Raw genomic sequence first — 24,187 nt, 5'->3', positions numbered from 1 at the left:
GTTTTTAATTAACCGTTAATCATTAATCATTAAATTCTGATACCAGCAGGAAGTATGTCTTTACACTCCTTATTACGTTTAAAAAAAGCAATAGCCACAGGGCAAACGGGCACTACTCTATATTTTTTCTCAGCTACTAAGGCTATTACCCCTTTAAAGAATTCATCAATGAGCGCTTCGTCCGTCGTTTCAGGTAGCAATGTTTTGGTAAAGAATATCTTACGCTCCTGAATAGCGTATTCTACAAAGGCAAGTTCACCGTTGATTTTGGCTTGGTATTGACGTGAAAATTCGCTGTCTATTACTTCCATTGTACTATGTTTTTAATTAGTAATATTCGTTATTTGACAAAAATGTTGTACTTTTGCTTCTGTCTAGATAAGAGATAAGAAGTAAGAAATGAGCGTTATACCTCATTCACATACCTAACTATCGTTAGTTTTTACTTTTTACCTATAACCTGTTACTCATTTAAAATTTGGTGCAAAGTTACTTATTTTTCGTAAAAAAGCAATATCAAATGAATATAAAAGATAATCTTTCTATTTATTTAATGCCTGGAATGGCTGCCAGCCCTAAGATTTTCGAGCGTTTGCAATTCCCCAACAATTTCCGTGTGCACTTACTCGACTGGATTACTCCCGAAAAAGAAGAAAGTCTAGCACACTATGCAGGACGTATTGCAGTAGCAATTACCGAGCCTTCTCCTGTGCTCTTAGGGGTGTCATTTGGAGGAATTATTGTACAAGAGATAGCCCAACAACTGAACGATTATCGAAAAATAGTCCTCATTTCCAGCGTAAAAACACAGTACGAACTGCCTAAAAAAATGCTTTTGGCACGTTATACAAACCTGCATAAGTTATTGCCCACTCGTACTATCAGCGATTTGGAGTTTTGGAAAAGATTTTCTTTTTCTGAACTGATGACCAAACGAATAGCTCTATACGAGAAATATATAGGAATGCGCTCTCCAGCCTATCTCGATTGGTCAATAGACCGCATAGTGAATTGGCAACAAAAAGAACCTTTACCCCACACAGTTCACATTCACGGAGATAAAGATCCTGTTTTTCCTATTCAGTATATAAAAAATGCTATTGTAGTAAAAAATGGTACTCATATTATGATTATCAATCGGTATAAATGGTTCAATGAAAACCTTTTAAATATATTGCAGTCAAATTAGAAAAGTACAAGATTAAAAGAGTCTTGCTATTTTTTCTGCAAACGAATCTAAACATAGATGTCTAATATTCAATATTCAAATAACTTTTCTTTGCCTTAGGTTCGTTATTCCTTCGTTCATCGTTCGTCTTTTGTTCGTTGTAGAGCCACTGTAGAGCCACTGTAGAGCCACTGTAGAGCCACTGTAGACCCACTGTAGAGCCACTCTAGAACCTCTTGTTGTTTGTCTTATAATTATTTATCTGTATAGCTTGTCCCGTCATTCGTCTCTCGTCATTAGTTTGATATTATTGGCATTACGGTATTAGCGAATCTATATTTTTTTCTTTTCTCTTTTCACTTTCCACTTTTTTTTATACCTTTGCCCCGTTTTTAGTGAAAATGGCAATATCTCTCATTCAAAAATACAATGTAGCTGGGCCTCGCTATACTAGCTATCCTACTGTTCCCTATTGGGATAGTAGTACTTTTTCTACTGAAAAATGGTTGGAGAGCTTACGAAAATCCTATGCTGAGAGCAATAGTACTGAAGGGATTAGCCTATACATTCATTTGCCTTTCTGTGAGAGTCTTTGTACTTTCTGTGGTTGTCATAAACGCATTACTAAGCGTCACGAAATGGAAGCTCCTTATATAGAGGCAATACTTAAAGAATGGCAGTTATACACTAATTTTTTGGAAGAACGCCCTCGTATTAAGGAAATACACTTAGGGGGAGGTACACCTACCTTTTTTGAACCTTTGCAGTTGCGCTGTTTGATAGAAGGTATTTTTGAACGTGCTGATAAAGCTGATGCTCACGAATTTAGTTTTGAAGGTCATCCTAATAATACCACTGAAACTCATCTACAAACGCTTTACGACTTAGGTTTTAGGCGTGTGAGTTATGGTGTACAAGATTATTCGCCTAAGGTACAAAAAGCCATTCACCGCATTCAACCTTTTGAGAATGTACAGCGTGTTACCCAGCAAGCCAGAGCTATCGGCTATACCTCTGTAAGCCACGATTTGGTCTTTGGTTTGCCGTTTCAAACCTTAGACGATGTACTCTTCACCATTGATAGGAGTAACACTCTTCGTCCCGACCGTATTGCTTTTTATAGCTATGCGCACGTACCTTGGATAAAAGGCAGTGGACAACGTGGTTTTAAAGATGAAGATGTGCCCACAGGCGAAGTAAAACGAGAGCTGTATGAAGTAGGAAAACAATACTTATTGAAAGCAGGATATGCCGAAATAGGAATGGATCACTTTGCTTTACCTACTGATAGTATGTATAAGGCTTTCAAAAATCATCAATTGCATCGTAACTTTATGGGCTATACAGCCTCCAAAACGCAAGTGATGATAGGCTTAGGAATGTCTTCTATCAGCGATAGTTGGTACGGTTTTGCCCAAAACGAGAAAGATTTAGATGCTTATTATGCACGTCTTGAGAAGAATGAAATACCCGTGTGTAAAGGGCATATTCTCAATAAAGAAGATTTAATTATTAGGCGTCATATTCTCAACTTGATGTGTCAGTTTAGTACTTCTTGGAACGACGAATCTCTTCAGTTTCCTGAAATAGCAGAAGTAATGGCACATCTACAAGAGATGCAAAACGATGGTTTACTGCATATAGCAGGTAATCATATAGAAGTCCCCGATGAGGGAAAACCTTTTATTAGAAATATCTGTATGGCTTTTGATTTGCACTTGCAACGCAAAATGCCTAATACCAAAATATTTAGTATGACTGTGTAAAGTTATACTTAACCATCATAGTGATTGAGTTTTTTAGTTAGTGATGAAAAGGGACAGTTGTGAAATTCGTCCCTTTTCTTTTTGTATTTCCGAAAAAAGTATTATTTTTGCCCCGAATTAAGTAACAAATTATTTTTATAAACTTAAAATGAATCATTATGGGATTTTTAAAAGAATTTAAAGAATTTGCCGTAAAAGGTAACGTAGTCGATTTAGCCATCGGGGTTATCATCGGGGCTGCTTTTGGTGCTATTGTATCATCATTAGTGTCTGATGTTATTACCCCTTTGTTATTAACACCTGCTTTGAAAGCTACGGGTGCTGAACACTTAGAAGGTTTGGTATGGAATGGAGTAGCTTATGGTAAGTTTCTTGCCGCTGTAATTAACTTCTTCTGTATTGCACTTGTATTGTTTATGCTTCTAAAAGGTATCAACAAGCTAAACAAACAGAAAAAAGAAGAAGAGGCTCCTGCTACACCAGCTGGTCCTACTCAAGAAGAGTTACTTACTGAGATTAGAGATTTATTGAAAAATAAATAAGAAGAATTTCGTGTAACCGCAACACTACACATTTCAACAATTGTTTAACTAAACCACGCTATATAAGGCGTGGTTTTCTATTTCAGAAGAATTATCTTATCCGTTAAGAGCGTTTACATTAATATAAGGGTTTTGTAGCTTATCTTTCAAGATGACTTCAATTCCCTTTTTTAAGGTTAGGGTAGAGGAGGGGCAACCACTACAAGCTCCTTGCAGTATTACCTCTACGTAATGCGTTTCTGGATTGTACGAAATAAACTGAATATTTCCTCCATCAGAGGCTACAGCAGGCTTTACAAACTCATCTATAATAGCTACAATTTGTTTTGATACCTCATCGTTAGTAACCATAGAGAGTAGGCGTTCTTGTATTGCTTGCTGATGTCGTTTAATTTCAGAAGAAGAAATAAGTATGTGTCCTTCTGAAAGATAATTCTTAATGAATTCTCGTATATTAGAAGTAACCATTGCCCACTCTTTGTTATCTTTTTTAGTAACTGAAATATAGTTATCATCAAAAAATACCTCCTCAATAAAAGGAAACTGAGTAAAAAGAGCTTTAGCCATAGGAGCCTCATCAGTTTCCTCTATATGCTTATATTCTATAATGGTAGGAACAAGACGTTTATTGGCTACAAACTTCATTACCGAAGGGTTAGGTGTTGTTTCAGCATATATAGAAATAACCTTCTTTTGTTCACCCTCAGTACTTACAATTTCTCTCCCTGACTGTAAATAAAATAACACTTGCTGTGCTACTTCTTCTTGTACGTCTTTCCATTCTATAATTGGAAATCGTTTCAATGCAATAAAATTACTCGAGATATATACTGTCTTTACAAAAGGAAGGTAAAACAGCTCTTTTGCTAAGGGTGAGTTTTTAGCTTCATCAATATTTTTATACTCGTAACTACCTTTTACTAAGGCTTTATTCGCCTCTAATTTAATAATATCAGGACTCGAAGTAGGCTGTACAGATAGAGTAATATCAGTCATTTATTTTTTAGATTTAAGAAGAAAAGTTAAGAGTCTTTTCTACCAAAGTCTGCAGGATTTTCGCCCCACGCTTTGGTTTCCCATTTGAGAATACGATTAGGGTAAGTGTTTTCTTGTAGCCATTTTTCAGCACGAGTTATTAGTTCAAATATTTTTGCATTATCAGCTGTCTTTCCAAGCTTAGTTTTACATACTTTTTGTTGTACCCAGCGCATTGCTATTTCACTATCCGAATAAATAGGCATCGTAAGATTGCGTTGTTTTAAGAATGCCAAAGCGTGTACTATAGCCAAAAACTCCCCTATGTTATTGGTGCCATCTTTCATAGGTGTGAGCCTAAAAATCTCGGCTTGTGTTTCAGTATCTACCCCCCGATATTCCATTATACCAGGGTTACCGCTACAAGCAGCATCTACCGCAATAGAAGGCAAAATAGGCTTCCCAATAAGTTTTAATGCGCCTGATGAAAGAGCAGGCTCTTCTATCTTTTTACCTTTATACGTTTCATAATTCCCTGCATAGGCTTTTTGTGCCATTTCTTCTGTAGGAAAACTTTTGTATTTAGCATTCGGAAAATTATTAACAGCCTTCTTACATTCAGCCCACGAGGTAAAGACCCCCGTTTGGTGTCCCTCCCATACTACATAATACTTCTTTGCCATCTCACAAAATAAATAGGATTGCCAAAAAGAATATAACAGCTACTATTGCTACAATAACAATATTGCTATTTTCTTTTTTAATAATAGTTTAAAAAACATCTCCTTCTTTTAGCTTCTCAGCATTTTCAGCCAATTGAAGTTCATCGATAAGACGTTGTACATCACCATTGATAACATTTTGCAAATCATAAAGGGTAAGACCTATGCGGTGGTCGGTTACGCGTCCTTGCGGATAGTTATAAGTGCGTATTTTAGCTGAGCGGTCACCACTGGAAACCATTGATTTCCTACGAGCAGAATCAGCTTCCATCTTCTTTGCTAGCTCCATTTCGTACAAACGTGAACGCAATACTTTAAGCGCCTTTTCAAGATTCTTGTGTTGCGATTTCTCATCTTGGCAACGTACTTCAATGCCTGTAGGAATATGTTGCAACTGAATAGCCGAATAGGTTGTATTCACCGACTGTCCTCCGGGTCCCGTAGAAGTAGTACGAATGATTTTCACATCAGCCATATCAAGTTCCACATCAAATTCTTCTGCTTCTGGCAATACAATTACAGTTGCTGCCGAAGTATGTACACGCCCTTGTGTCTCTGTTTGAGGCACTCGTTGTACACGATGTACTCCTGCTTCAAATTTTAAGGTACCATATACATTGTCACCCGTTACTTCAAAGATAATTTCTTTATACCCGCCAGCAGTTCCTTCATTAAAGTCCATTACTGAGGTACTCCAGCCTTTACTTTGGCAGTATTTGGTGTACATACGGTATAGGTCGCCTGCAAAGATTGAAGCCTCGTCACCACCTGTTCCTGCACGAATTTCCATTACCGCATTCTTAGCATCTTCGGGGTCTTTTGGGATGAGCATATATTTGATTTCTTCTTCTAACTGAGGTAAACGCTCTTTGCTTTCCTCTAATTGTAACTTTGCCATTTCCACCATTTCGGCATCACTGCCATCAGCAATAATTTCCTCAGCTTCTTGTAGGTTTCCAGTTACGTTTATAAACTCATCACGCTTATCCATCAGCTCTTTAAGGTCTTTATATTCCTTGTTGAGTTGGATATAGCGCTTTTGGTCTGCAATAATATCAGGTTGAATGATTAAGTCCGAAACTTCGTCGAAACGTTGTTTTACGATATTTAATTTGTCGAGCATTTTTTATCTTTAAATTCTATTTGGGGTGCAAAAGTAGTAATAATATTAGTAAAAAACAAAAATAAAAGGCTGTTCTTAAATGAACAGCCTTTTGAATATGGTTATCTAAATAATTACAATTTAGGAGCTCCAGCAAGGACGTCAGCACTTGCACCTTCAGCGAATTTTTTGTCTTTGAAGTTTTGTACAAATGATTCAGCCAATTCTCTCAGTTTAGCACTGAATTGTGCTTTGTCACTCCAAGTATTTTCTGGGTTCAAGATGCTTTGGTCTGATACACCTTCACAAGATTGAGGTACTTTGAAGCCAAAGATAGGTAATTCTTTGTACTCAACATTGTTAAGTTTGCCGGTAAGAGCCGCAGTGATAAGAGCACGAGTATCTTTCAAGCTACATCTTTTCATTTTTCCGTTGTAACCAGTGTTTACCAACCATACGTTTACGCCAGTTTCTTTGATTTTCTCAGCCAAACGTTTTCCGTATTCAGCTGGGTGAAGTGGCATAAAGGCAGCACCGAAACAAGCAGAGAAAGTTTTTTGAGGGGTAGTGATACCTACCTCAGTACCGGCTACTTTTGAAGTATAACCAGAAACGAATTGGTAAGCAGCTTGTTCAGGAGTCAATTTAGAGATTGGAGGCAATACACCATAAGCATCAAAAGTAAGGAAGAAGATGTTCTTAGGATTGTGTCCTATAGAACCTGGCTGGATATTTGCGATGTAGTAAATAGGATAAGAAACACGAGTGTTTTCAGTGATATCAGTGCGAGAGAAATCAACTACACCTTTATCATCCATAATTACGTTTTCAAGGATAGCACCTTTCTTAATAGCTCCAAAGATTTCAGGTTCTTTTTCAGCAGTAAGGTCTACTACTTTAGCATAGCAACCACCTTCAAAGTTGAATACCGTATTTTCAGGAGTCCAACCGTGTTCGTCGTCACCAATTAAATGACGGTTAGGGTCAGCTGAAAGAGTAGTTTTACCAGTACCTGATAAGCCGAAGAAGATAGCAGTATCACCACCTTTACCTACGTTAGCTGAACAGTGCATTGGCATAGTGTTGCGGAACACAGGCAATTCAAAGTTCATAGCTGAGAAGATACCTTTTTTAATTTCTCCGGTATAACCTGTACCACCAATCAAAGCAATTTTTTTGGTGAAGTTCAAGATAGCGAAGTTAGCTTGACGAGTACCATCTACAGCAGGGTCAGCTTCAAAACCAGGTGCATTTACTACCAACCAATCTTCTTTGAAAGAAGGAAGTTCGCTATCATCTATACGCAAGAACATATTGTAAGCAAAAAGGTTGCTCCAAGGAAGCTCAGTAATGGTACGAATGTTAGTACGGTATTTAGGATCTGCACAAACATAACCATCGTGAACGTAGATTTCTTTGTTAGATAAGTAAGCTACTACTTTTTCATATAGTTTGTCAAATTTTGCAGGTTCAAAAGGAATGTTAATACTTCCCCACCATACGCGATCTTTGGTGATATCATCTTTTACGATGAAACGGTCTTTAGGAGAACGCCCTGTAAATTTACCTGTTTTAATAGCAATAGCTCCTGAAGAAGCTTCAACGCCTAATTTTTTATCCAAAGTTTCTTGTTGTAGTTCGTCAGCAGTTAACTGATAACGAACATTAGCGTTCTTAATTCCGTATTTATCAACGGAAAGTGTTTTTGGTTTACTCATAATGTCTTAAATTTGATATTAATTTAACAATTCTTTTTTATCTAATAGCAATATAAAATTGCCTCAATTTTTGAGAGGTCTCTCAAAAACCGGTGCAAATGTACAAATTAATTTTGATACTGAAAAATATTTTTTAATGTTTTTTTGAAGTTATTTTTACGAGTATTTATAACAACTCTATATACTCCTTATTTACCTGTATTTTCAAGCTCTAATAAAAGATTTTTAGGTTTTATAATAACACTCTAAATCATCTTATCTTTACTTTATTTCCATTTATCCTTCGTTTATTCTTTATTTGCCTCTGTGGCTCGCACTATCATTTATTTGTTCCTTATTCGTCATCTATTCGTCTTTTCTCTATCTGCCCGTGCGACTCGCACCATCATTTATTCGTTCTTTATTCGTTCTTTATTCGTTCTTTATTCGTTCTTTATTCGTTCTTTATTCGTTCTTTATTCGTTCTTTATTCGTTTTTTCTCTATCTGCCCGTGCGGCTCGCACCGTCATTTGTTCGTCATTTGTTCGTCATTTGTTCGTCATTTGTTCGTCATTTGTTCGTCATTTGTTTATCTGCCTGTGCGGCTCGCACCTGTCCGTGTGACTCACACCGTTTTCACTAAAAAAAGTGTCTGAGAAATTATAGCTAACTCTCAGACACTTTATTTAATCTAACTTACTTATTTTATTATAGGTTAAATGTAAAAAACTTCTCATATTAATTCGCTACTTCACTAATAAATTTCAATCGGTAGATTCTTAGTTCATCATCTTCGTAATCACCAGCAAACTCTTTAGAGGCTAACGATATTTTGTCGCTTTCAGCTTCCATAAAGTATTCGTGAAGCTCTTCTTGTTGCTCTTCATCAAAGATTTCATTCACCCAATAATCGATATTTAGCTTGGTACCGCTGTATACTATTTGTTCCATTTCTTTGAGAAATTCGTCCATCTCCAACCCTTTGGCTTGGGCGATGTCGGGCAATGGCAATTTGCGGTCTATATTCTGAATGATAAACAATTTCAAAGCTGAGTTAGATCCGGTAGTTTTTACTATTAAATCCTCAGCGCGTACAATGTCATTCTCTTCTACGTAACGCTCAATGAGCTTTACAAACTCACTACCATATTTCTTAGCCTTGCCTTCCCCTATACCGTGTACATTAGTAAGTTCCTGAATAGTAATAGGGTATTTGAGAGCCATATCTTCTAGCGAAGGGTCTTGGAATACCACAAACGGAGGTACTCCTTTTTGTTTGGCTACTTTCTTACGCAAATCTTTGAGCATTTCAAGAAGTACAGGGTCGGCTGCTACGGCATTAGCACTGTTGATATCTTCGGGTTCTTCTTCATAACTGTGGTCTTCAGTCATCATAAATGAAGGTACATCTTTTAAAAACTCTTTTCCTTTGTCGGTGATAAACATCACTCCGTAAGTTTCTATATCTTTACGTATGAGTCCGTTTACCATTACCTGACGGAGGAGTGCCATCCAGTAAGCATCGTCTTTTTCCTTCCCAATGCCAAAGAACTCTTGTTCGTCAATACGGTGTGCTTTGATAATAGCACTCACTTTTCCAATAAGCGTATTTACAATCTCTTTAGCTTTAAATTTCTGTTTGGTAGCAATAATTACGTTTAGTAATTTCACCACATCGTCTTTGGCTTCTTTCTTTTCTTTAGGGAAACGCACATTATCGTCCATATTAGCACCTTCACCATTCACTTCGTCAAACTCTTCACCAAAGTAATGTAAGATAAATTTACGGCGCGAACTAGACGTTTCGGCATAGGCTACAATATCTTGCAAGAGTGCTTGTCCTATTTCTTGCTCAGCTATAGGTTTACCTATCATAAATTTTTCCAGCTTCTCTACATCTTTATAAGAATAGAAAGCCAAGCAATGCCCTTCACCACCATCACGACCGGCACGTCCGGTTTCTTGATAGTAACTTTCTATACTTTTAGGAATATCGTGGTGAATTACAAAGCGCACATCGGGTTTGTCAATACCCATACCAAAAGCAATAGTTGCAACTACCACATCTACTTCTTCCATCAAGAACATATCTTGGTGTTTGGCGCGTGTTTTGGCATCTAATCCTGCGTGATAAGGCACTGCCGAAATGCCGTTTACTTGCAAGGTTTGCGCGAGGTCTTCCACCTTTTTACGGCTAAGACAGTATATAATCCCTGATTTTTTACTGTTCTGTTTCACAAAACGAATGATATCGGCATCTACATTTTTAGTTTTAGGGCGTACCTCGTAATACAAGTTTGGGCGGTTGAACGACGACTTAAACACGTTAGCCTCCTGCATTCCTAAGTTCTTCAAAATGTCTTCTTGTACCTTAGGAGTAGCCGTAGCAGTAAGCGCTACAATAGGTATATTACTGCCCAAACGCTCGATAATGGTTCTAATATTGCGGTACTCAGGACGGAAATCGTGTCCCCATTCCGAGATACAGTGCGCCTCATCTACCGCTACAAAGGAAATAGGTACTGTTTTGAGAAAGTTAGCATATTCCTCTTTGATAAGCGACTCGGGGGCGACGTATAGCAACTTAGTCTTACCTGCACTGATGTCTTCCATTACCTCTCGAATTTCATTTTTAGTAAGCGAAGAGTTTAGCACGTGGGCAATACTATCAGTTGACGAAATACCACGCATAGCATCTACTTGGTTTTTCATCAAAGCGATAAGCGGAGAGATAACAATAGCAGTCCCCTCCAAGACTAAGGCAGGTAATTGGTAACACAATGATTTACCACCACCTGTAGGCATAATAACAAAGGTGTTCTCTTTATTAATTACGCTGGTAATAATTTCTTCTTGATGCCCTTTAAACGCTTCAAACCCAAAGTAGTGTTTCAGGGCATTGTGTAAATCATCTTTTGTCATTTCCATATTAAAAAATCTTCTGTTTTAGTGTTGAGTTTTTCTGTTATTACATTCAATTTACAAATATACGACATTTTTCTAAACCACAAAAATTTTTGATAAAAAAATATTGTCACACTTATAAATTTTCTTTTATAAAGCTACTAATGGGAAAAGCCTATATGGCTCCCAAAATGCGAGCTTTGTCAGAGCTTGACTTTTCCAAATATGAAATTTTCTCATTCGATAAACTTAATTCTACGTGTTTAAAACGGCATTTAGAGAGTTAGGGGAGAAGGCGAAAAGAAAAAATACATCCTTATATTTTTTACTTTTACAATATTATAAAGGGAGTAAAGAGGATAAAATTTGCATTGTATTTTTCACAATAAGAAACCGATACTCTTGAAAATATGATAATTGTTACTAACTTTTATTGCCCCCTATAGTGGTAATATCATATTATTTTTGTATTTTTGCACGCTGAAAAATCATTAAGAATAAAGATTATTGTTAAAGACTTTTTAAATCTCAAATTCTTACCTCTTAACTATAAAAATGTACGCACTATTCAAAAAAGAAATCCGTTATTTCTTCACTTCGCCCATTGGTTTTACTATCATTGGGCTCTTTATCGTGCTCAACGGCTTGTTCCTATGGGTCTTTAAAACAGATTACAACATTTTCAATGCTGGTTTCGCCGATATGTTGCCTTTTTTTAGGCTTTCGTCTTGGGTTTTTGTCTTTTTAGTACCCGCTCTTACGATGAGAAGCATCTCCGAGGAGAAAAAAAGCGGTATGTTAGCCCTTTTGTTCACCAAACCGGTCAGCACCCTGCAAATGGTGCTCGGCAAGTACTTGGGTATTCTCTTCTTACTCTTTGTAATCCTTTTGCCGTCAGCCCTGTACGTCTATATGGTATGGGTGTTGGGCAACCCCGTAGGCAACTTAGATATAGCTGGCACTGTAGGGTCTTACATTGCCTTGTTTTTGCTGGTAGCCACTTTTGCCTCAGTAGGCTTATGGGCGTCGTCTATAAGTAGTAACCAAATCATTTCCTTTGTGTTAGCGGCCTTTCTGTGCTTCTTTTTCTTCTTTGGTATCGACCAACTTATTGCCTTTGTAGCCCCCGAAGATTTTGGTGGGGTAGGCTTCCAAACGCATTTCGATGCTATCAGTAGGGGAGTGCTTGACACCCGAAATATCGTGTATTTCCTCTCTGTTATCTCATTTTTCATATATCTCACTACCTTATCACTCAAAGCCTACAAACGATGAAAAAACTCTTTCAAAACTCTATTAGCAAGGTAGTTATAGCCTTAGTTTGCCTCCTTGCAATTAATTATATAGCCAAACAATGGCACACGCGGATAGACCTCACTCAAGACAAACGTTATACGCTCTCTGAGGTGAGCAAGAAAACACTTGCTAAAATACAGAATCCTATCGTGATTGATGTATTGCTCAAAGGCAATATCCCTACCGAATTTAAGAAATTACAGACTGAAACAATTCAGTTATTAGACGAGTATGCTGTTGCCAATAACAACATTATCGTCAATTTTGTAAATCCATTAGAAGGGGAGGAGCACCCCGAAAGTGTGATTCAAGAACTGATAAATAATGGCTATCAGCCCCTGCAAATCACCCAAAATGAAGCGGGAAAATCTTCTATTGAGTATATTTTCCCTTGGGCAGTGATTAGCGATGGCAAGAAGAGTGAGCGCGTTCGTCTCTTTGTGAACAAACTCGGCTCTACCGACCAAGAGCAGGTACAGAACTCAGTACAGAAATTGGAATACAATTTTACCGATGCGCTCTATAAGTTTGCTTTAGATAAAAAGAAGAAAATCGCAGTGCTCAGAAGTAATGGTGCTTTAAAAGATATCTATATGGCCGACTTCCTCAAAACAGCGCGCGAATACTACTTTATAGCACCTTTCACCCTCGATTCAGTGGCTACTAACCCCGAGAAGACTCTACACGACCTCGAAAAATTCGATTTACTACTCGTACCTAAGCCTACTGAGCCTTTCACCGATGCCCAAAAGCAGGTCGTAGACCAGTATATAATGAATGGCGGTCGTGCTCTATGGCTGATTGACAATGTAGCGGTTTCCTTAGAAGATATGTACAAAACAGGTGGAATGACAATGGCAATGCCCGTCAATCTAAACCTTACTGATATGTTTTTCCAATATGGTTTCCGTATCAATTACACTTTGGTAAACGATTTGTACTTTTCTGAAATCATTGTAGCCACAGGCGATGGCTCTCAAACCCGTTATATGCCTATTCCTTGGGTGTATAATCCACTGGTGATTTCAGGCAATAATCACCTTATCAACAATCATTTAGATGCAGTGAGGTTTCAGTTTGCCAATAGCATCGATACGCTGAAAAACGGAGTGAAGAAAACAGTGCTTCTCGCCAGTTCACCTTTCTCAAAAGCCGATGGTACCCCTCGCGAAATCAATTTGCGCTTCGACCCCAATAACCAGAATAAAGAAGCCTACAAACACGGAAATATTCCCTTAGCAGTGCTTTTGGAAGGAGAGTTTAACTCAGTTTATAAAAATCGTATTCGCCCCATAAGCCTCAAAGAAAAATCCGATAGAAGCAAACCTACCAAAATGTTGGTAGTAGCCGATGGCGATATTATCAAAAACGATATAGATAGCAAAAATAATATTCCCTTAGAACTCGGTTTTGATAAATGGACAAGCAAATATTATGACAATAAATCCTTCTTGCAGAATGCTTTAAACTATCTTTTAGACGATACTGAGTTTTTGAGTTTGCGCAATAAGAAAGTTCAATTAGCTTTCTTAGACAAACAAAAAGTAGCTGAAAGTGTCAGCAGTTGGCAAATAAAAGTATTTGTGTATCCATTATTGCTTTTGATATTGGTAATGCTTTCAGTATTATATTTTTATAGGAAGAAGAACATAAGAAGAGAATAAAATGAAAAGAGTAGTAGTAGGACTTAGTGGGGGAGTAGATAGTAGCGTAGCTGCCTATTTGTTAAAAGAACAAGGCTATGAGGTAATAGGCCTTTTTATGAAGAATTGGCACGATGATTCAGTTACTATTTCCGACGAATGTCCTTGGTTAGAAGATAGTAACGATGCGCTTTTAGTAGCCGAAAAGCTCGGTATTCCATTCCAAACAGTGGATATGAGTGAACCCTACAAAGCCCGTATTGTCGATTATATGTTCAATGAATACGAACACGGCAGAACGCCCAATCCCGATGTGTTGTGTAATCGCGAAATCAAGTTTGATGTCTTTATGAAGCTCGCCCTTAGTTTAGGTGCCGATTACGTAGCAACGGGACACTATTGTCGCAAAGAAGAAATAGAGATAAATGGTGAAAAAATCTACCGATTACTATCCGGGAAAGATGAAAATAAAGATCAATCGTATTTCCTATGTCAGCTTTCACAAGACCAACTTAGTAAATCACTTTTCCCTATTGGAGAATTGCAGAAATCGGAAGTAAGAGCCATTGCCAAAGCTCAAGATTTGATAACCGCTGATAAAAAAGATTCTCAGGGACTTTGCTTTGTAGGAAAAGTACGTTTACCCGAGTTTCTACAACAAAAGCTACAACCCAAACAAGGCGATATTATTGAAATCTCCAATGATTGGAAAGGATATACTGACTTTGATATGCCACGTACTTTTGAAACTTATGAAGGTGAATTGGAGTATTTGTCACAACGTTTTGTGTATCAACCCGAAGACGGTAAAAAAGTAGGTATCCATCAGGGGGCTCATTATTTTACCAAAGGGCAACGCAAGGGCTTAAATGTGGGAGGAACCAAAGAACCTTTGTTCATCATAGAAACTGATATTGAGAAGAATATCATCTATACAGGACAAGGACACACACATCGCGGATTGTTCCGCAGTGCTTTGTTTATCGCAACCCCTGATGAACATTGGATTCGAGAAGATTTGGCATTAAAAGTATATGAATCGAAAGAGTTTATGGTACGTATACGCTATCGTCAGCCATTACAGAAAGCGGTTTTATATAAAGTCGAAAACGGTTTGTATATTCATTTTTCAGAACCCCAAAGTGCTATTACTGAGGGACAATTTGCTGCCTGGTACAGCGGAGATGAATTAGTGGGTAGCGGTGTTATTTCATAGAAAAAACACCTATTGTAAAATGGTTATAATGTATATTATGTCAAATAACAGATAGGGAAAAAGATATGAGAAAGGTACTTATCATCACTTATTATTGGGCGCCTGCTGGCGGACCTGGTGTACAACGTTGGTTAAAATTCGTGAAATATTTACGAGATTTTAATATAGAACCTATTGTATATATTCCTGAAAACCCAACTTATCCCATCATTGATAATGAAATAGGAAACGATTTGCCTACCGATATACAAATTATCAAACATCCTATATGGGAACCTTATGCTTGGGCTTCGTTATTCTCTAAAAAGAAAACCCAAAAAATTAGTTCAGGTATCATTCCGCGTAAAAAAGTTTCTATTTTAGATAAAGTATTACTTTGGATACGTGGTAACTTCTTCATTCCCGATGCTCGCAAATTCTGGGTAAAACCTTCTGTAAAGTATCTGAATAAGTTTATAAAAGAAAAACAGATAGAAACTATTATCACTACTTCGCCTCCCCACAGCATACACCTTATAGGTTATGAGTTAAAGAAACAAATTCCTCACCTCAAATGGATTAGCGATTTCCGCGACCCGTGGACAACTATTGGTTATTACAAAGATTTACACCTTACTAAATGGGCAGATAAACGTCAGCATTATTGGGAAAAAGAAGTGTTACAACAATCAGACTTGGTGATTACAACAAGTTTCAAGACGCAAAAAGACTTTCGGCAGCTTACCAATACTCCTATTGAGGTAATTACCAATGGTTATGATGAGGAAAAAACAACCACCTCTCCCCTATCTAATAAATTCCTTATTTCGCACATAGGTTCCTTATTATCAGATAGAAACCCCAAAATGCTGTGGAAAATATTAGCCGAATTAATACGCGAAGAACCTCATTTTGCCGAAGATTTCACACTTTGTTTTGCAGGCAAAGTAAGTGAAGAAATCGAAGAAGATATTCGCCATAACGGACTTACACCTTATTATATTAATAAAGGTTATATTAGCCATCAAGAAGCTATTAGTTTGCAAAAGCAATCGCAAGTATTGTTGCTCATCGAAATAGATTCCGAAGAAACACAAGGTATTATTCCGGGTAAACTGTTTGAATATATGATTTCGGGGCGACCTATTCTCGCCATAGGTCCTCATAACTGGGATGTTACACCTATTCTCACTGAAACACAAACAGGTACTTTTGTGGGATATACCGATGCCTCTCAGATGAAAGCCAAAATAGTAGAGTTCTATCATCAATTCCTACATAAAACACTTAAAACCAACCCCAAAGAAGTAGAACAATACAGCCGTAAAGCCCTTACTCAGCGGTTGGCTCAACTGATATGAAAAGTTTTCTTATTTATCACATTTTTTTCTATTAATGAAAGATTTTCTGCGATAAATAATCTTTTTCTTTTGTTTATTAAAAAATAATACATACCTTTGCAGAGAAATCTCAAAAGGTACTTTTTCTGCTTCTTATATAAAAGAAGAGAAAACTATCTGGGGAAAACAATTTTCTATATAGAGAATTAAAAAAACTATCTCAGTAAAACGTTTTCTCATATAGAAAACTAAATAAACTATCTCGGGAAAATGATTCCCTATGTTGGTAACTGAAAAAACTATCTCAGTAAAACGATTTCCTATATAGGAAACAAATAAAATAAGTAATTATCTCATAAAATTTAATTGACAATCTTATGGCAAAGAAAACTTACTCAACTAATTTAGTCGAATCACAAGTGATGATTGACGGGTTAAAAGGTCGTAATGACAAATTGCCTTTGGGTGTGAAAGCCGAAGACATTACTAAGCTCGAAGAGCTCCGAAAGAAGATGGAAACACTCAACAGCGAACAAGAAAAGCTCAAAGCCGATCTCAAAACTAAGACTCAAGAACTTAGTAAAACTATTACCGAAATAGAAAGTAAAGTATCTTTCATTAAAAAACTCATAAAAATTGATATTCCTCAAACACAATGGAAAGAATTTGGTATTGAGGACAAACGATAAAAAGAAATACCTTGTTAGGCAGTGCGTCCCAACAAGGTATTTTTTGTAATGATAAATAGTTAAGAACGAATTACTTTGTATATATAATAATTCGGAAACTATATATAATATCAAACTTATTGAATAGAATTAAATGATGAAAAAGTTATTTTTTTTACTTTGTTTACTGCCTTTTTCAGTAGTAGCACAAAAACTGTGGACATTAAGCGACTGTATTCAGTATGCCAAAGAAAATAACCTATCTATTAAACAATCGGAAATAGATTTGAAAGCCACAGATATTGATAAAATGCAAGGCAAAGCAGGTTTCTTGCCCTCGGTGAATGGCAATGCATCTTATAACTTAAATGAGGGGAAAAATATCAATCCTGTAACCAATCAGTTTGAAAATGCTTTCTTTCAATCGGCGTCAGGAGGAGTAAGCGTAGACCTTACTCTTTTTGCAGGACTACAAAATTGGCGCAAGTTACATCAGGCGGAACTTAATCGTATAGCTTCTCAATATCAGTTAGATAAAATGAAAGACGATATAGTACTGATGATTATCAATGCCTATGCTGAAGTGTTGAGCAATAAAGAACAAATCAAGAACTTGAAAGCACAGTTAGAAATTTCAAAGGAAAGTTTAACGCGTACCCGTGAACTTATTGGTGCAGGTTCTTTACCCAAAGGAGATATTTATGAAGCCGAAGCACAACTGCTCACACAAGAACAGCAAATAATAGCTACCGAAAACGCTCTCTTTATTGCCAAAATGGGTTTGGCACAATTACTTTTGTTAAAAAACTATCGAGATTTTGATATTGCAGATAGTGCTTTTGAGCAACCTTCTGCTGATATTCTCAATAAAACTCCTGAAGAGATTTATGAGCGTGCCAAAGAGGTAATGAACGATGTAAAATTAGCCGAAGCGAATATGCAAGTAGCTCAAAATAGTTTGCGTTTATCACAATCAGCTTATTCACCGCGTCTTTCTGCTCAATGGGGTTATAGTTCACGATGGAGTAAGAATCAATCGCAAGATTTTTGGCAACAACTTGATGCTAATAAAGGTATGTATGCAGGGTTATCGCTTAATATTCCTATTTTTAACGGATTTTCAACTTTAGGAACAGTAAAACGTCAGCGATTAAATTTTCTAAAAAGTCAATTCGCTAAAGAACAAGCAGAACTTACTTCTGAGAAGAACATTTATCAAGCCTATAACGATGCTTCGAATGCTAAAAAGCTATATGAAGCAAGTGAAAAGACGGTACAAGCAAAACAACAGGCGTTTAGTTATGCGCAAGAGCGTCATAATGTAGGTTTAATGAATACTTTTGATTTTAGTCAAGCTAAGTATCAGTATGAGAATGCTCAAAACGATTTTGTTAAAGCCAAATATCAATATATTTTTAAGCTAAAAGTATTAGAATATTATTTTAGTCATTAATACAAAGTCGATGTTTTTTTGTCCAACTTTGGTACTTTCGAACAAGCCTTATTATAGATTATTTTAGATAAAGTAGAACCTTTAGCTTTGTTGTCTACCCAAATACCTGACAATTGGAAAGGTGTAATCAAAGATGCTCGCAACGTTAAGTACAAAAGTCATAAAAAGTAAAATTACTAATTTATCTATATATGAAAAAATGCATACTATTCAGTGCTATAACCTTATTTGTTGTAGGGCTACAAGCACAAAACAAATTCAAAGTAACGCCTGATGAGGCACGCAATGGTTCGTATACTATTAGTCCTACTTTACCTAAGGACGGAATGGTAAAAGCAGGTACGGTTCTTACACTCAAAGCAACTCCTGCCACTGGCTATATTTTTGATAGTGGCTATTACTCTTTACCAGAACAGTGGGGGGCTATGTTTTATGAACAGTCTACACCTGAGTTCAAAGTGAAAGTAGACAAAGATATGAATGTAGGAGCTTGTTTTATACCTAAAAAAGCGGAAGCTAATCTGAAAGTAGTGCAAGATATCGTTTATGCTAAACCGGGAGTAAAACCGCTGAAATACGATGTATATAGTCCTAAAAGTAAGCAAAATCTACCTTGTATCGTAATTATTCACGGAGGTGGATGGAGCTCCAATACTGAATCGGTGATGAGAGGTTTGGCACGCGAACTAGCAAACAGTGGCAGATATGTGGTTTTCAACATTGATTATCGCTGGATAGACAAACTTGACGGAGATAGTACTCCTACTCAATTGCACCAAATTATAGAAGATGTGTATGGTGCTTTGTTACACATTTCTGAAAATGCTGCTAAATACGGAGGCGATAGCAGTAAGTTACTCCTTACGGGCGATAGTGCGGGAGGATATTTATCCGCTTCAGTAGCAAATTTTGTAGAACGTATAGGCGATAGAGGTTTTAATAAAACACAAAGTGTTTACGAGTTTATGCCTACCTATATGCCTAAAGGAAAAACTGTGGCACAAGTGCGCAATGAGTTGGCTAAAGCTATCAAAGCTGCTGCACCCAGCTATGGAGTATTTCGTCCTGAAATGCTCACTCATCGCTTTAAAGACTATCCTTATTTAAATGAAATTGCACCTATCAACAGTATTCCAGAGGCTTCTAAAAGAGCAGTACCCCAATTGTTGTTTAGAGGTTCAGAAGATGAACTTATAAAAGATGAAGAGGTTAAAGCTTACGAACGTGCCCTTTCCAAAGTCGGTCAGAGGGTGGAGTATATACAAGTAGGAGGTGCCAATCACGCTTTCTTCGATTGGAAACCTGATACTAAAACACAAGCAACTTTCAACAAATACGGCAAATACCACGCTCACGAAATGTTGTTGTTCTTTGATTCAGTGTTAGAAGGTCTTAACAAAACAGAAAATTGAAATTAGAAACAATAGCAAAATGTCCGAGAAGTTAACTCTATAACTTCTCGGACATTTTATTATCAAAGTATTAAGAAAACTTATTCTGTGTCTATAAAAACAATAAATGTAAAGGTTTGTAAGGCAATCCGAACCACTCGGAGATGTTGTGATGAGTAATGATTCCGTGATAAGAATAGAGTCCGTTTCTAAAGCCTTTGTCTATTTGTAAAAGGTTTTCTACACCTCCCTCCTCTCCTATTTTCAGTAAGTAAGGTAATAGGATATTGCTGAGCAAAGTTGAAGCTGTATGAGCATAACGGGAAGGTAAATTAGGCACTCCACAATGTACTACTTCGTATTTTGTAAAGGTAAGTTGTTCTAAAGTGGTAAGCTTACTGGTTTCTATACAGCCTCCTATGCCAATACTAGCATCTACTATCACAGCACCACGCTTCATTTGTTGTACCATTTCTTCGGTTACTACTATGGGCGAGCGACATTCTCCACTCATAGCCCCTATAAGCACGTGGCAATGTGTTAAGGCTTCTCGGAGTAACTGAGGTTGCAAAGTAGCGGTATATACTGAGGAGGGCAAATGTGTACGCAGTTTTCTCAAATCGGTGAGAGAAGGAGCAAATATCTTTACATTGGCACCCAATCCTAAGGCAGTTTTAGTAGCAGCTTCGGTGAGTTCATTTGCACCCAAAAGTATTACCTCAGTAGGCGGTATTCCAGTGATATTGCCGAGCAAGAGTCGGTTTTCTTCTGCAAGCAGCTCAGAGGCGGTGAGTACAGCTGCAATACCTGTGAGCTCATCAACCGACTGCTGTATGGGGTGATTTTCTGCTTCGTCTTTTATATATTCAAAAGCTAAGGCAGTGATTTGCTTTTGTGCAAGCGTCTCGAAGTAAGTTTTATCTTGTGTGTTAAGTTGTAAAGCCGACAACAATATGGATTGAGCATTAAAGTAAGCAAGTTCATCAGTAGTAGGTGGTTGAACTTTTAGCACAATAGGACACGCGAATATTTCTTGGGTATCGTATACTATTTCGGCACCTGCCTCACTATAGTCGGTATCGGAAAAATGAGCCTCCTCCCCTGCCCCAGCCTCTATTAGTATTTGATGTCCATTAGCTACTAATACCGCTACTTCATTGGGAGTTAAGCAAATGCGATGCTCCTGAAAGGTATGCTCTTTGGGAAGCCCTATTTTCAAAGATTTTTGTTCATTGCTTACCGCTAATCGTTCTTCTTGTGGTAATAGTTGAGATAAGGATTGCATCAGTCAGAGAATTTAGTTTCCAAATCACTTACATATTTCTTGAAAGCACGGTCGGTTTCTATTAGGTTTTCCACCGTTTTACAAGCGTGTAACACCGTAGCGTGGTCGCGTTGTCCTATTTGGCTTCCAATAGTAGAAAGCGAATTTTTGGTGTATTTCTTCGAGAAAAACATCGCCAACTGTCGTGCTTGAACCACATTGCGCTTTCTGGTTTTGGAATGCAAGGATTCTATATCTAAGCTAAAGTAATCAGCAATGATTTGCTGAATATGGTCAATCGTCAAATCGTTTCGATTATTCTTCACCGATTTATCGATAATGCTTTGTGCAAGTTCTATAGAGTACTCTTTACGGTTGAAAGCCGCTTGTGCAATCAGTGAATTGCTCACCCCTTCGAGTTCACGCACATTGGTACGAATATTTTCAGCTAAATAAGCGATGATATCCTCGCCTATTTCAGCGCCATCGTTATAGAATTTATTTTCTAATATTTTATAGCGCGTTTCATAGTCGGGCGTTTGGAGTTCGGCTGAAAGCCCCCATTTAAAGCGAGAGAGCAAGCGCTGTTCGATATCGAATAAATCAACTGGTGCTTTATCGGAAGTGAGGATTACCTGTTTTCCATTTTGGTGCAGGTGATTGAAGATGTGAAAGAAAGCATCTTGGGTTTTTACCTTCCCTGATAGGAACTGAATATCATCGACTATCAGCACATCGATGAGCTGATAAAAGTGAATAAAGTCGTTAAGTGTATTCTTATCTTTATCTTTGGCTGTGGAAGCACTGATAAACTGTTGGGTGAACTTTTCGGCAGAGACGTATAGTACCTTCTTTTTAGGGTATTTTTCTTTGATATCTACCCCTATTGCGTGTGCCAAGTGGGTTTTACCTAAGCCTACTCCACCGAAGATAAACAGCGGATTGAAAGCCGTACCCCCAGGTTTGTTGGCAACTGCCATACCTGCAGATCGGGCTAAACGATTAGAAGCCCCCTCCACAAAGTTGTCGAAGTTCTGATGTAAGTTCAGCTGAGGATCAACAGTTATTTCGCGAATACCAGGTATTACGAAAGGATTTTTAAGTCCAGGGTCTTTGGTTTCAGTAGCTAAAGTCAAAGTCTGTTTTGCTAATTCCGGCCGATTAGTACTAGGAAGTTGTTCTTTAGTAAGAGGAGTATCGACAATATATACGAGGCGAGAGTTTACACCTAAGGTAAAAGTCATAGCTGATTTGAGAAGAGAAATATAATTTTCTTCTAACCACTCGCAAAAGAATTTACTGGGCACTTTGATTTTTAGGGTGTTGCCCTCTAATTCTACAGGTACGATAGGAGCGAACCAAGTGTTAAATGGTTGCTCAGTGATATTGTCTTTTATGAATTCAAGACACCTACTCCAGACTTTTTCAGCTGCTTCTTTCATCTTTTTTAGTGCTACTTTTTAGCTAAAAATTTGATTATTAGATTTTTTTACTAATTTTGCCGGTGATAAAACTGTTGTTTTTTCAGTGAGCAAAGTTGTGAATAATTTTTGAATAAAAAAAATATTTAACATTTGTTTTTGTACTTTTATTTTATATGGGAGCACTGTTAATGTTTTGTTAATATTTATATCTATTTAAATATGAAAGAATTATATTTTGATTATGTATTGCGTACACGCTATGCAGAAACTGACCAAATGGGGGTAGTGTACTACGGAAATTATCCTCAGTATCTTGAACTGGGAAGAGTGGAGTGGCTAAGGTCTATTGGCTTTACCTATAAGGCGATGGAAGAAGAAGGAATAATGATGCCTGTGGTATCTCTACAAATTCAGTATAAAAAGCCTGCTTTGTATGACGAGCTCATCACCATTCGTACCAAGTTAAAAGAATTACCCTCTACAAAAATAGAGTTTAACTATGAAATTCTCAATGAAAAAGGAGAATTACTCTCTACGGCTAATACTGTATTGGTGTTTGTAGATGCGAGGACTTTCAGACCGGTGCGTTGCCCTGAGAAGGTGCTAAAGCTTATAAAAGCAAAAAGTGAAGAGTAGGGAGTGAAAAGTAAATAATTTGGTAATTTAACTTTGCCAAAGGTTGTAGCACAACAAGCTATTGAAACTTTGGCAAAGTTTATACCACAACTAAAAAACTATTGATAGCTTTTAATCAAATTCTTCACCAATAATATCACGTTTGGCATTGCGATATTAGCAGCGTTGAGTACTTCTTCGTGTGATACGTCGGGGGAGATGTCGGGACCACCTAAGTCGGTGATGACTGAAAGAGCACACACTTCCATATTCTGATGACGTGCTACAATTACTTCGGGTACGGTGCTCATACCTACAGCATCACCTCCTAAAATGCGCACCATACCATATTCGGCTGGGGTTTCAAAAGAAGGACCTTGCAAACCTACATACACTCCTTTTTGGAGCTTGATTTTATGTTTCTTAGCTATCTTTTCGAGCTCGGTTATCATAGCTTGGTTATAAGGTTTGCTCATATCGGGGAAGCGCGCACCAAATAGGTCTAAGTTCTTACCGCGTAGAGGGTGTTCAGGAAATAAATTGATATGGTCGCGAATAACCATTACATCACCTATTGAAAAGTTAGGGTTCACCCCTCCTGAAGCGTTAGAAACAATCAGACGTTTAATACCTAATTGCGCAAAAACGCGTATTGGGAAGGTTACTTCTTGCATTGTATATCCTTCGTAATAATGCACACGCCCTGCCATCATTAGCACATAGCGGTTTTCTATTTTACCGTAAATCAGTTTACCTTTGTGTCCTTCTACAGTAGATTTAGGGAAGTTAGGGATATTGTTGTATTTAATCTCAGAAATTACTTCTACTTCATCTTCTAACTTATTGAGTCCAGAACCTAAAATAATAGCAAATTCAGGAGTGTGCTCTGTGATGTACGACTGTATGATGCGAGCCGTTTCATTAATTTTATCGTAAACTTGTTGCATATCTTTATAATGTTTTATTTGTTACCTATATTGGTGTGAATAATACTAAAATGTTGACAACCTCTCCCTATACT

Annotated in this window: 21 protein-coding genes; 11 read left to right on the top strand and 10 right to left on the bottom strand. The window is 37.4% G+C overall.

Going from position 1 to position 24,187, the window contains the following annotated elements; all coding sequences use genetic code 11:
• Nucleotides 1-29: 29 nt before the first annotated feature.
• The gene (locus tag ACSQ7D_RS02120; RefSeq protein WP_002672042.1) at nucleotides 30-311 is read right to left on the bottom strand and encodes a GNAT family N-acetyltransferase; all 282 of its coding nucleotides are present in this window, start codon (nucleotides 309-311) and stop codon (nucleotides 30-32) included.
• Nucleotides 312-520: 209 nt separating this feature from the next.
• Between ACSQ7D_RS02120 and ACSQ7D_RS02115 the strand changes: the two genes are divergently transcribed.
• Nucleotides 521-1,189, top strand: a complete 669-nt coding sequence (locus ACSQ7D_RS02115) for an alpha/beta fold hydrolase (RefSeq protein ID WP_128090614.1) — start codon at nucleotides 521-523, stop codon at nucleotides 1,187-1,189.
• A 61-nt stretch (nucleotides 1,190-1,250) separates the two neighbouring features.
• Here ACSQ7D_RS02115 and ACSQ7D_RS02110 read toward each other — a convergent pair whose 3' ends face one another.
• On the bottom strand, nucleotides 1,251-1,382 hold the full coding sequence (locus ACSQ7D_RS02110; RefSeq protein WP_437135205.1) for a hypothetical protein: 132 nt from the start codon (nucleotides 1,380-1,382) through the stop codon (nucleotides 1,251-1,253).
• A 187-nt stretch (nucleotides 1,383-1,569) separates the two neighbouring features.
• Here ACSQ7D_RS02110 and hemN point away from each other — a divergent pair, with 187 nt between their 5' ends.
• Complete coding sequence (gene hemN, locus ACSQ7D_RS02105) at nucleotides 1,570-2,934, top strand: oxygen-independent coproporphyrinogen III oxidase (protein WP_437135204.1); 1,365 nt, start codon at nucleotides 1,570-1,572, stop codon at nucleotides 2,932-2,934.
• Nucleotides 2,935-3,092: 158 nt separating this feature from the next.
• On the top strand, nucleotides 3,093-3,476 hold the full coding sequence (gene mscL, locus ACSQ7D_RS02100) for a large conductance mechanosensitive channel protein MscL (RefSeq protein WP_009417159.1): 384 nt from the start codon (nucleotides 3,093-3,095) through the stop codon (nucleotides 3,474-3,476).
• A 96-nt stretch (nucleotides 3,477-3,572) separates the two neighbouring features.
• Here the strand turns inward: mscL and ACSQ7D_RS02095 are convergent, their stop codons facing one another.
• From ACSQ7D_RS02095 to recQ, 5 genes are all read right to left on the bottom strand, one after another.
• Nucleotides 3,573-4,472 (bottom strand): NifU family protein, encoded by a 900-nt coding sequence (locus ACSQ7D_RS02095; RefSeq protein WP_437135203.1) that lies wholly within the window; start codon nucleotides 4,470-4,472, stop codon nucleotides 3,573-3,575.
• A gap of 26 nt (nucleotides 4,473-4,498) precedes the next feature.
• Nucleotides 4,499-5,134, bottom strand: a complete 636-nt coding sequence (locus tag ACSQ7D_RS02090; RefSeq protein ID WP_437135202.1) for a ribonuclease H1 domain-containing protein — start codon at nucleotides 5,132-5,134, stop codon at nucleotides 4,499-4,501.
• Between the two features lie 88 nt (nucleotides 5,135-5,222).
• Nucleotides 5,223-6,296 (bottom strand): peptide chain release factor 1, encoded by a 1,074-nt coding sequence (prfA, locus tag ACSQ7D_RS02085; protein WP_308765860.1) that lies wholly within the window; start codon nucleotides 6,294-6,296, stop codon nucleotides 5,223-5,225.
• Nucleotides 6,297-6,409: 113 nt separating this feature from the next.
• Nucleotides 6,410-7,993: a phosphoenolpyruvate carboxykinase (ATP) gene (gene pckA, locus ACSQ7D_RS02080; protein WP_437135201.1), complete on the bottom strand. Its 1,584-nt coding sequence runs from the start codon at nucleotides 7,991-7,993 to the stop codon at nucleotides 6,410-6,412.
• A gap of 718 nt (nucleotides 7,994-8,711) precedes the next feature.
• Nucleotides 8,712-10,901, bottom strand: a complete 2,190-nt coding sequence (gene recQ / locus ACSQ7D_RS02075) for a DNA helicase RecQ (protein WP_009419726.1) — start codon at nucleotides 10,899-10,901, stop codon at nucleotides 8,712-8,714.
• Nucleotides 10,902-11,432: 531 nt separating this feature from the next.
• On the opposite strand from recQ, the gene gldF reads away from it, so the two are divergent.
• The 7 genes from gldF (at nucleotide 11,433) to ACSQ7D_RS02040 (ending at nucleotide 19,884) form a co-directional block, all read left to right on the top strand.
• Nucleotides 11,433-12,152 (top strand): gliding motility-associated ABC transporter permease subunit GldF, encoded by a 720-nt coding sequence (gene gldF / locus ACSQ7D_RS02070; protein WP_278589925.1) that lies wholly within the window; start codon nucleotides 11,433-11,435, stop codon nucleotides 12,150-12,152.
• A complete protein-coding gene (gene gldG / locus ACSQ7D_RS02065; protein ID WP_437135200.1) occupies nucleotides 12,149-13,837 on the top strand; it encodes a gliding motility-associated ABC transporter substrate-binding protein GldG in 1,689 nt (562 codons plus the stop codon). The genes gldF and gldG overlap by 4 nt, the downstream gene beginning before the upstream one ends.
• 1 nt (nucleotide 13,838) lies before the next feature.
• Nucleotides 13,839-15,032: a tRNA 2-thiouridine(34) synthase MnmA gene (gene mnmA, locus ACSQ7D_RS02060; RefSeq protein ID WP_437135199.1), complete on the top strand. Its 1,194-nt coding sequence runs from the start codon at nucleotides 13,839-13,841 to the stop codon at nucleotides 15,030-15,032.
• Nucleotides 15,033-15,097: 65 nt separating this feature from the next.
• The gene (locus ACSQ7D_RS02055) at nucleotides 15,098-16,372 is read left to right on the top strand and encodes a glycosyltransferase family 4 protein (protein ID WP_437135198.1); all 1,275 of its coding nucleotides are present in this window, start codon (nucleotides 15,098-15,100) and stop codon (nucleotides 16,370-16,372) included.
• A gap of 356 nt (nucleotides 16,373-16,728) precedes the next feature.
• The gene (locus ACSQ7D_RS02050) at nucleotides 16,729-17,040 is read left to right on the top strand and encodes a hypothetical protein (RefSeq protein WP_002672015.1); all 312 of its coding nucleotides are present in this window, start codon (nucleotides 16,729-16,731) and stop codon (nucleotides 17,038-17,040) included.
• 133 nt (nucleotides 17,041-17,173) lie between these two features.
• Nucleotides 17,174-18,472, top strand: a complete 1,299-nt coding sequence (locus ACSQ7D_RS02045) for a TolC family protein (RefSeq protein WP_437135197.1) — start codon at nucleotides 17,174-17,176, stop codon at nucleotides 18,470-18,472.
• A gap of 191 nt (nucleotides 18,473-18,663) precedes the next feature.
• A complete protein-coding gene (locus tag ACSQ7D_RS02040) occupies nucleotides 18,664-19,884 on the top strand; it encodes an alpha/beta hydrolase (protein WP_437135196.1) in 1,221 nt (406 codons plus the stop codon).
• Between the two features lie 91 nt (nucleotides 19,885-19,975).
• On the opposite strand, the gene ACSQ7D_RS02035 is transcribed toward ACSQ7D_RS02040, so the two are convergent.
• Both ACSQ7D_RS02035 and dnaA read right to left on the bottom strand, forming a co-directional pair.
• Nucleotides 19,976-21,148: an alanine dehydrogenase gene (locus tag ACSQ7D_RS02035; RefSeq protein ID WP_437135195.1), complete on the bottom strand. Its 1,173-nt coding sequence runs from the start codon at nucleotides 21,146-21,148 to the stop codon at nucleotides 19,976-19,978.
• Complete coding sequence (dnaA, locus tag ACSQ7D_RS02030; protein ID WP_437135194.1) at nucleotides 21,148-22,569, bottom strand: chromosomal replication initiator protein DnaA; 1,422 nt, start codon at nucleotides 22,567-22,569, stop codon at nucleotides 21,148-21,150. Before dnaA ends, ACSQ7D_RS02035 begins: the two co-directional genes overlap by 1 nt.
• A 201-nt stretch (nucleotides 22,570-22,770) precedes the next feature.
• Here dnaA and ACSQ7D_RS02025 point away from each other — a divergent pair, with 201 nt between their 5' ends.
• A complete protein-coding gene (locus ACSQ7D_RS02025; protein WP_048747655.1) occupies nucleotides 22,771-23,187 on the top strand; it encodes an acyl-CoA thioesterase in 417 nt (138 codons plus the stop codon).
• 98 nt (nucleotides 23,188-23,285) lie between these two features.
• Here the strand turns inward: ACSQ7D_RS02025 and ACSQ7D_RS02020 are convergent, their stop codons facing one another.
• Complete coding sequence (locus ACSQ7D_RS02020) at nucleotides 23,286-24,113, bottom strand: purine-nucleoside phosphorylase (RefSeq protein WP_106095404.1); 828 nt, start codon at nucleotides 24,111-24,113, stop codon at nucleotides 23,286-23,288.
• Nucleotides 24,114-24,187: the final 74 nt, after the last annotated feature.

It is taken from the genome of Capnocytophaga sp. G1920 (assembly GCF_051417515.1).
The sequence above is the reverse complement of the archived record's forward strand: the minus strand, read 5'-3'. Positions and strand labels throughout refer to the sequence as shown.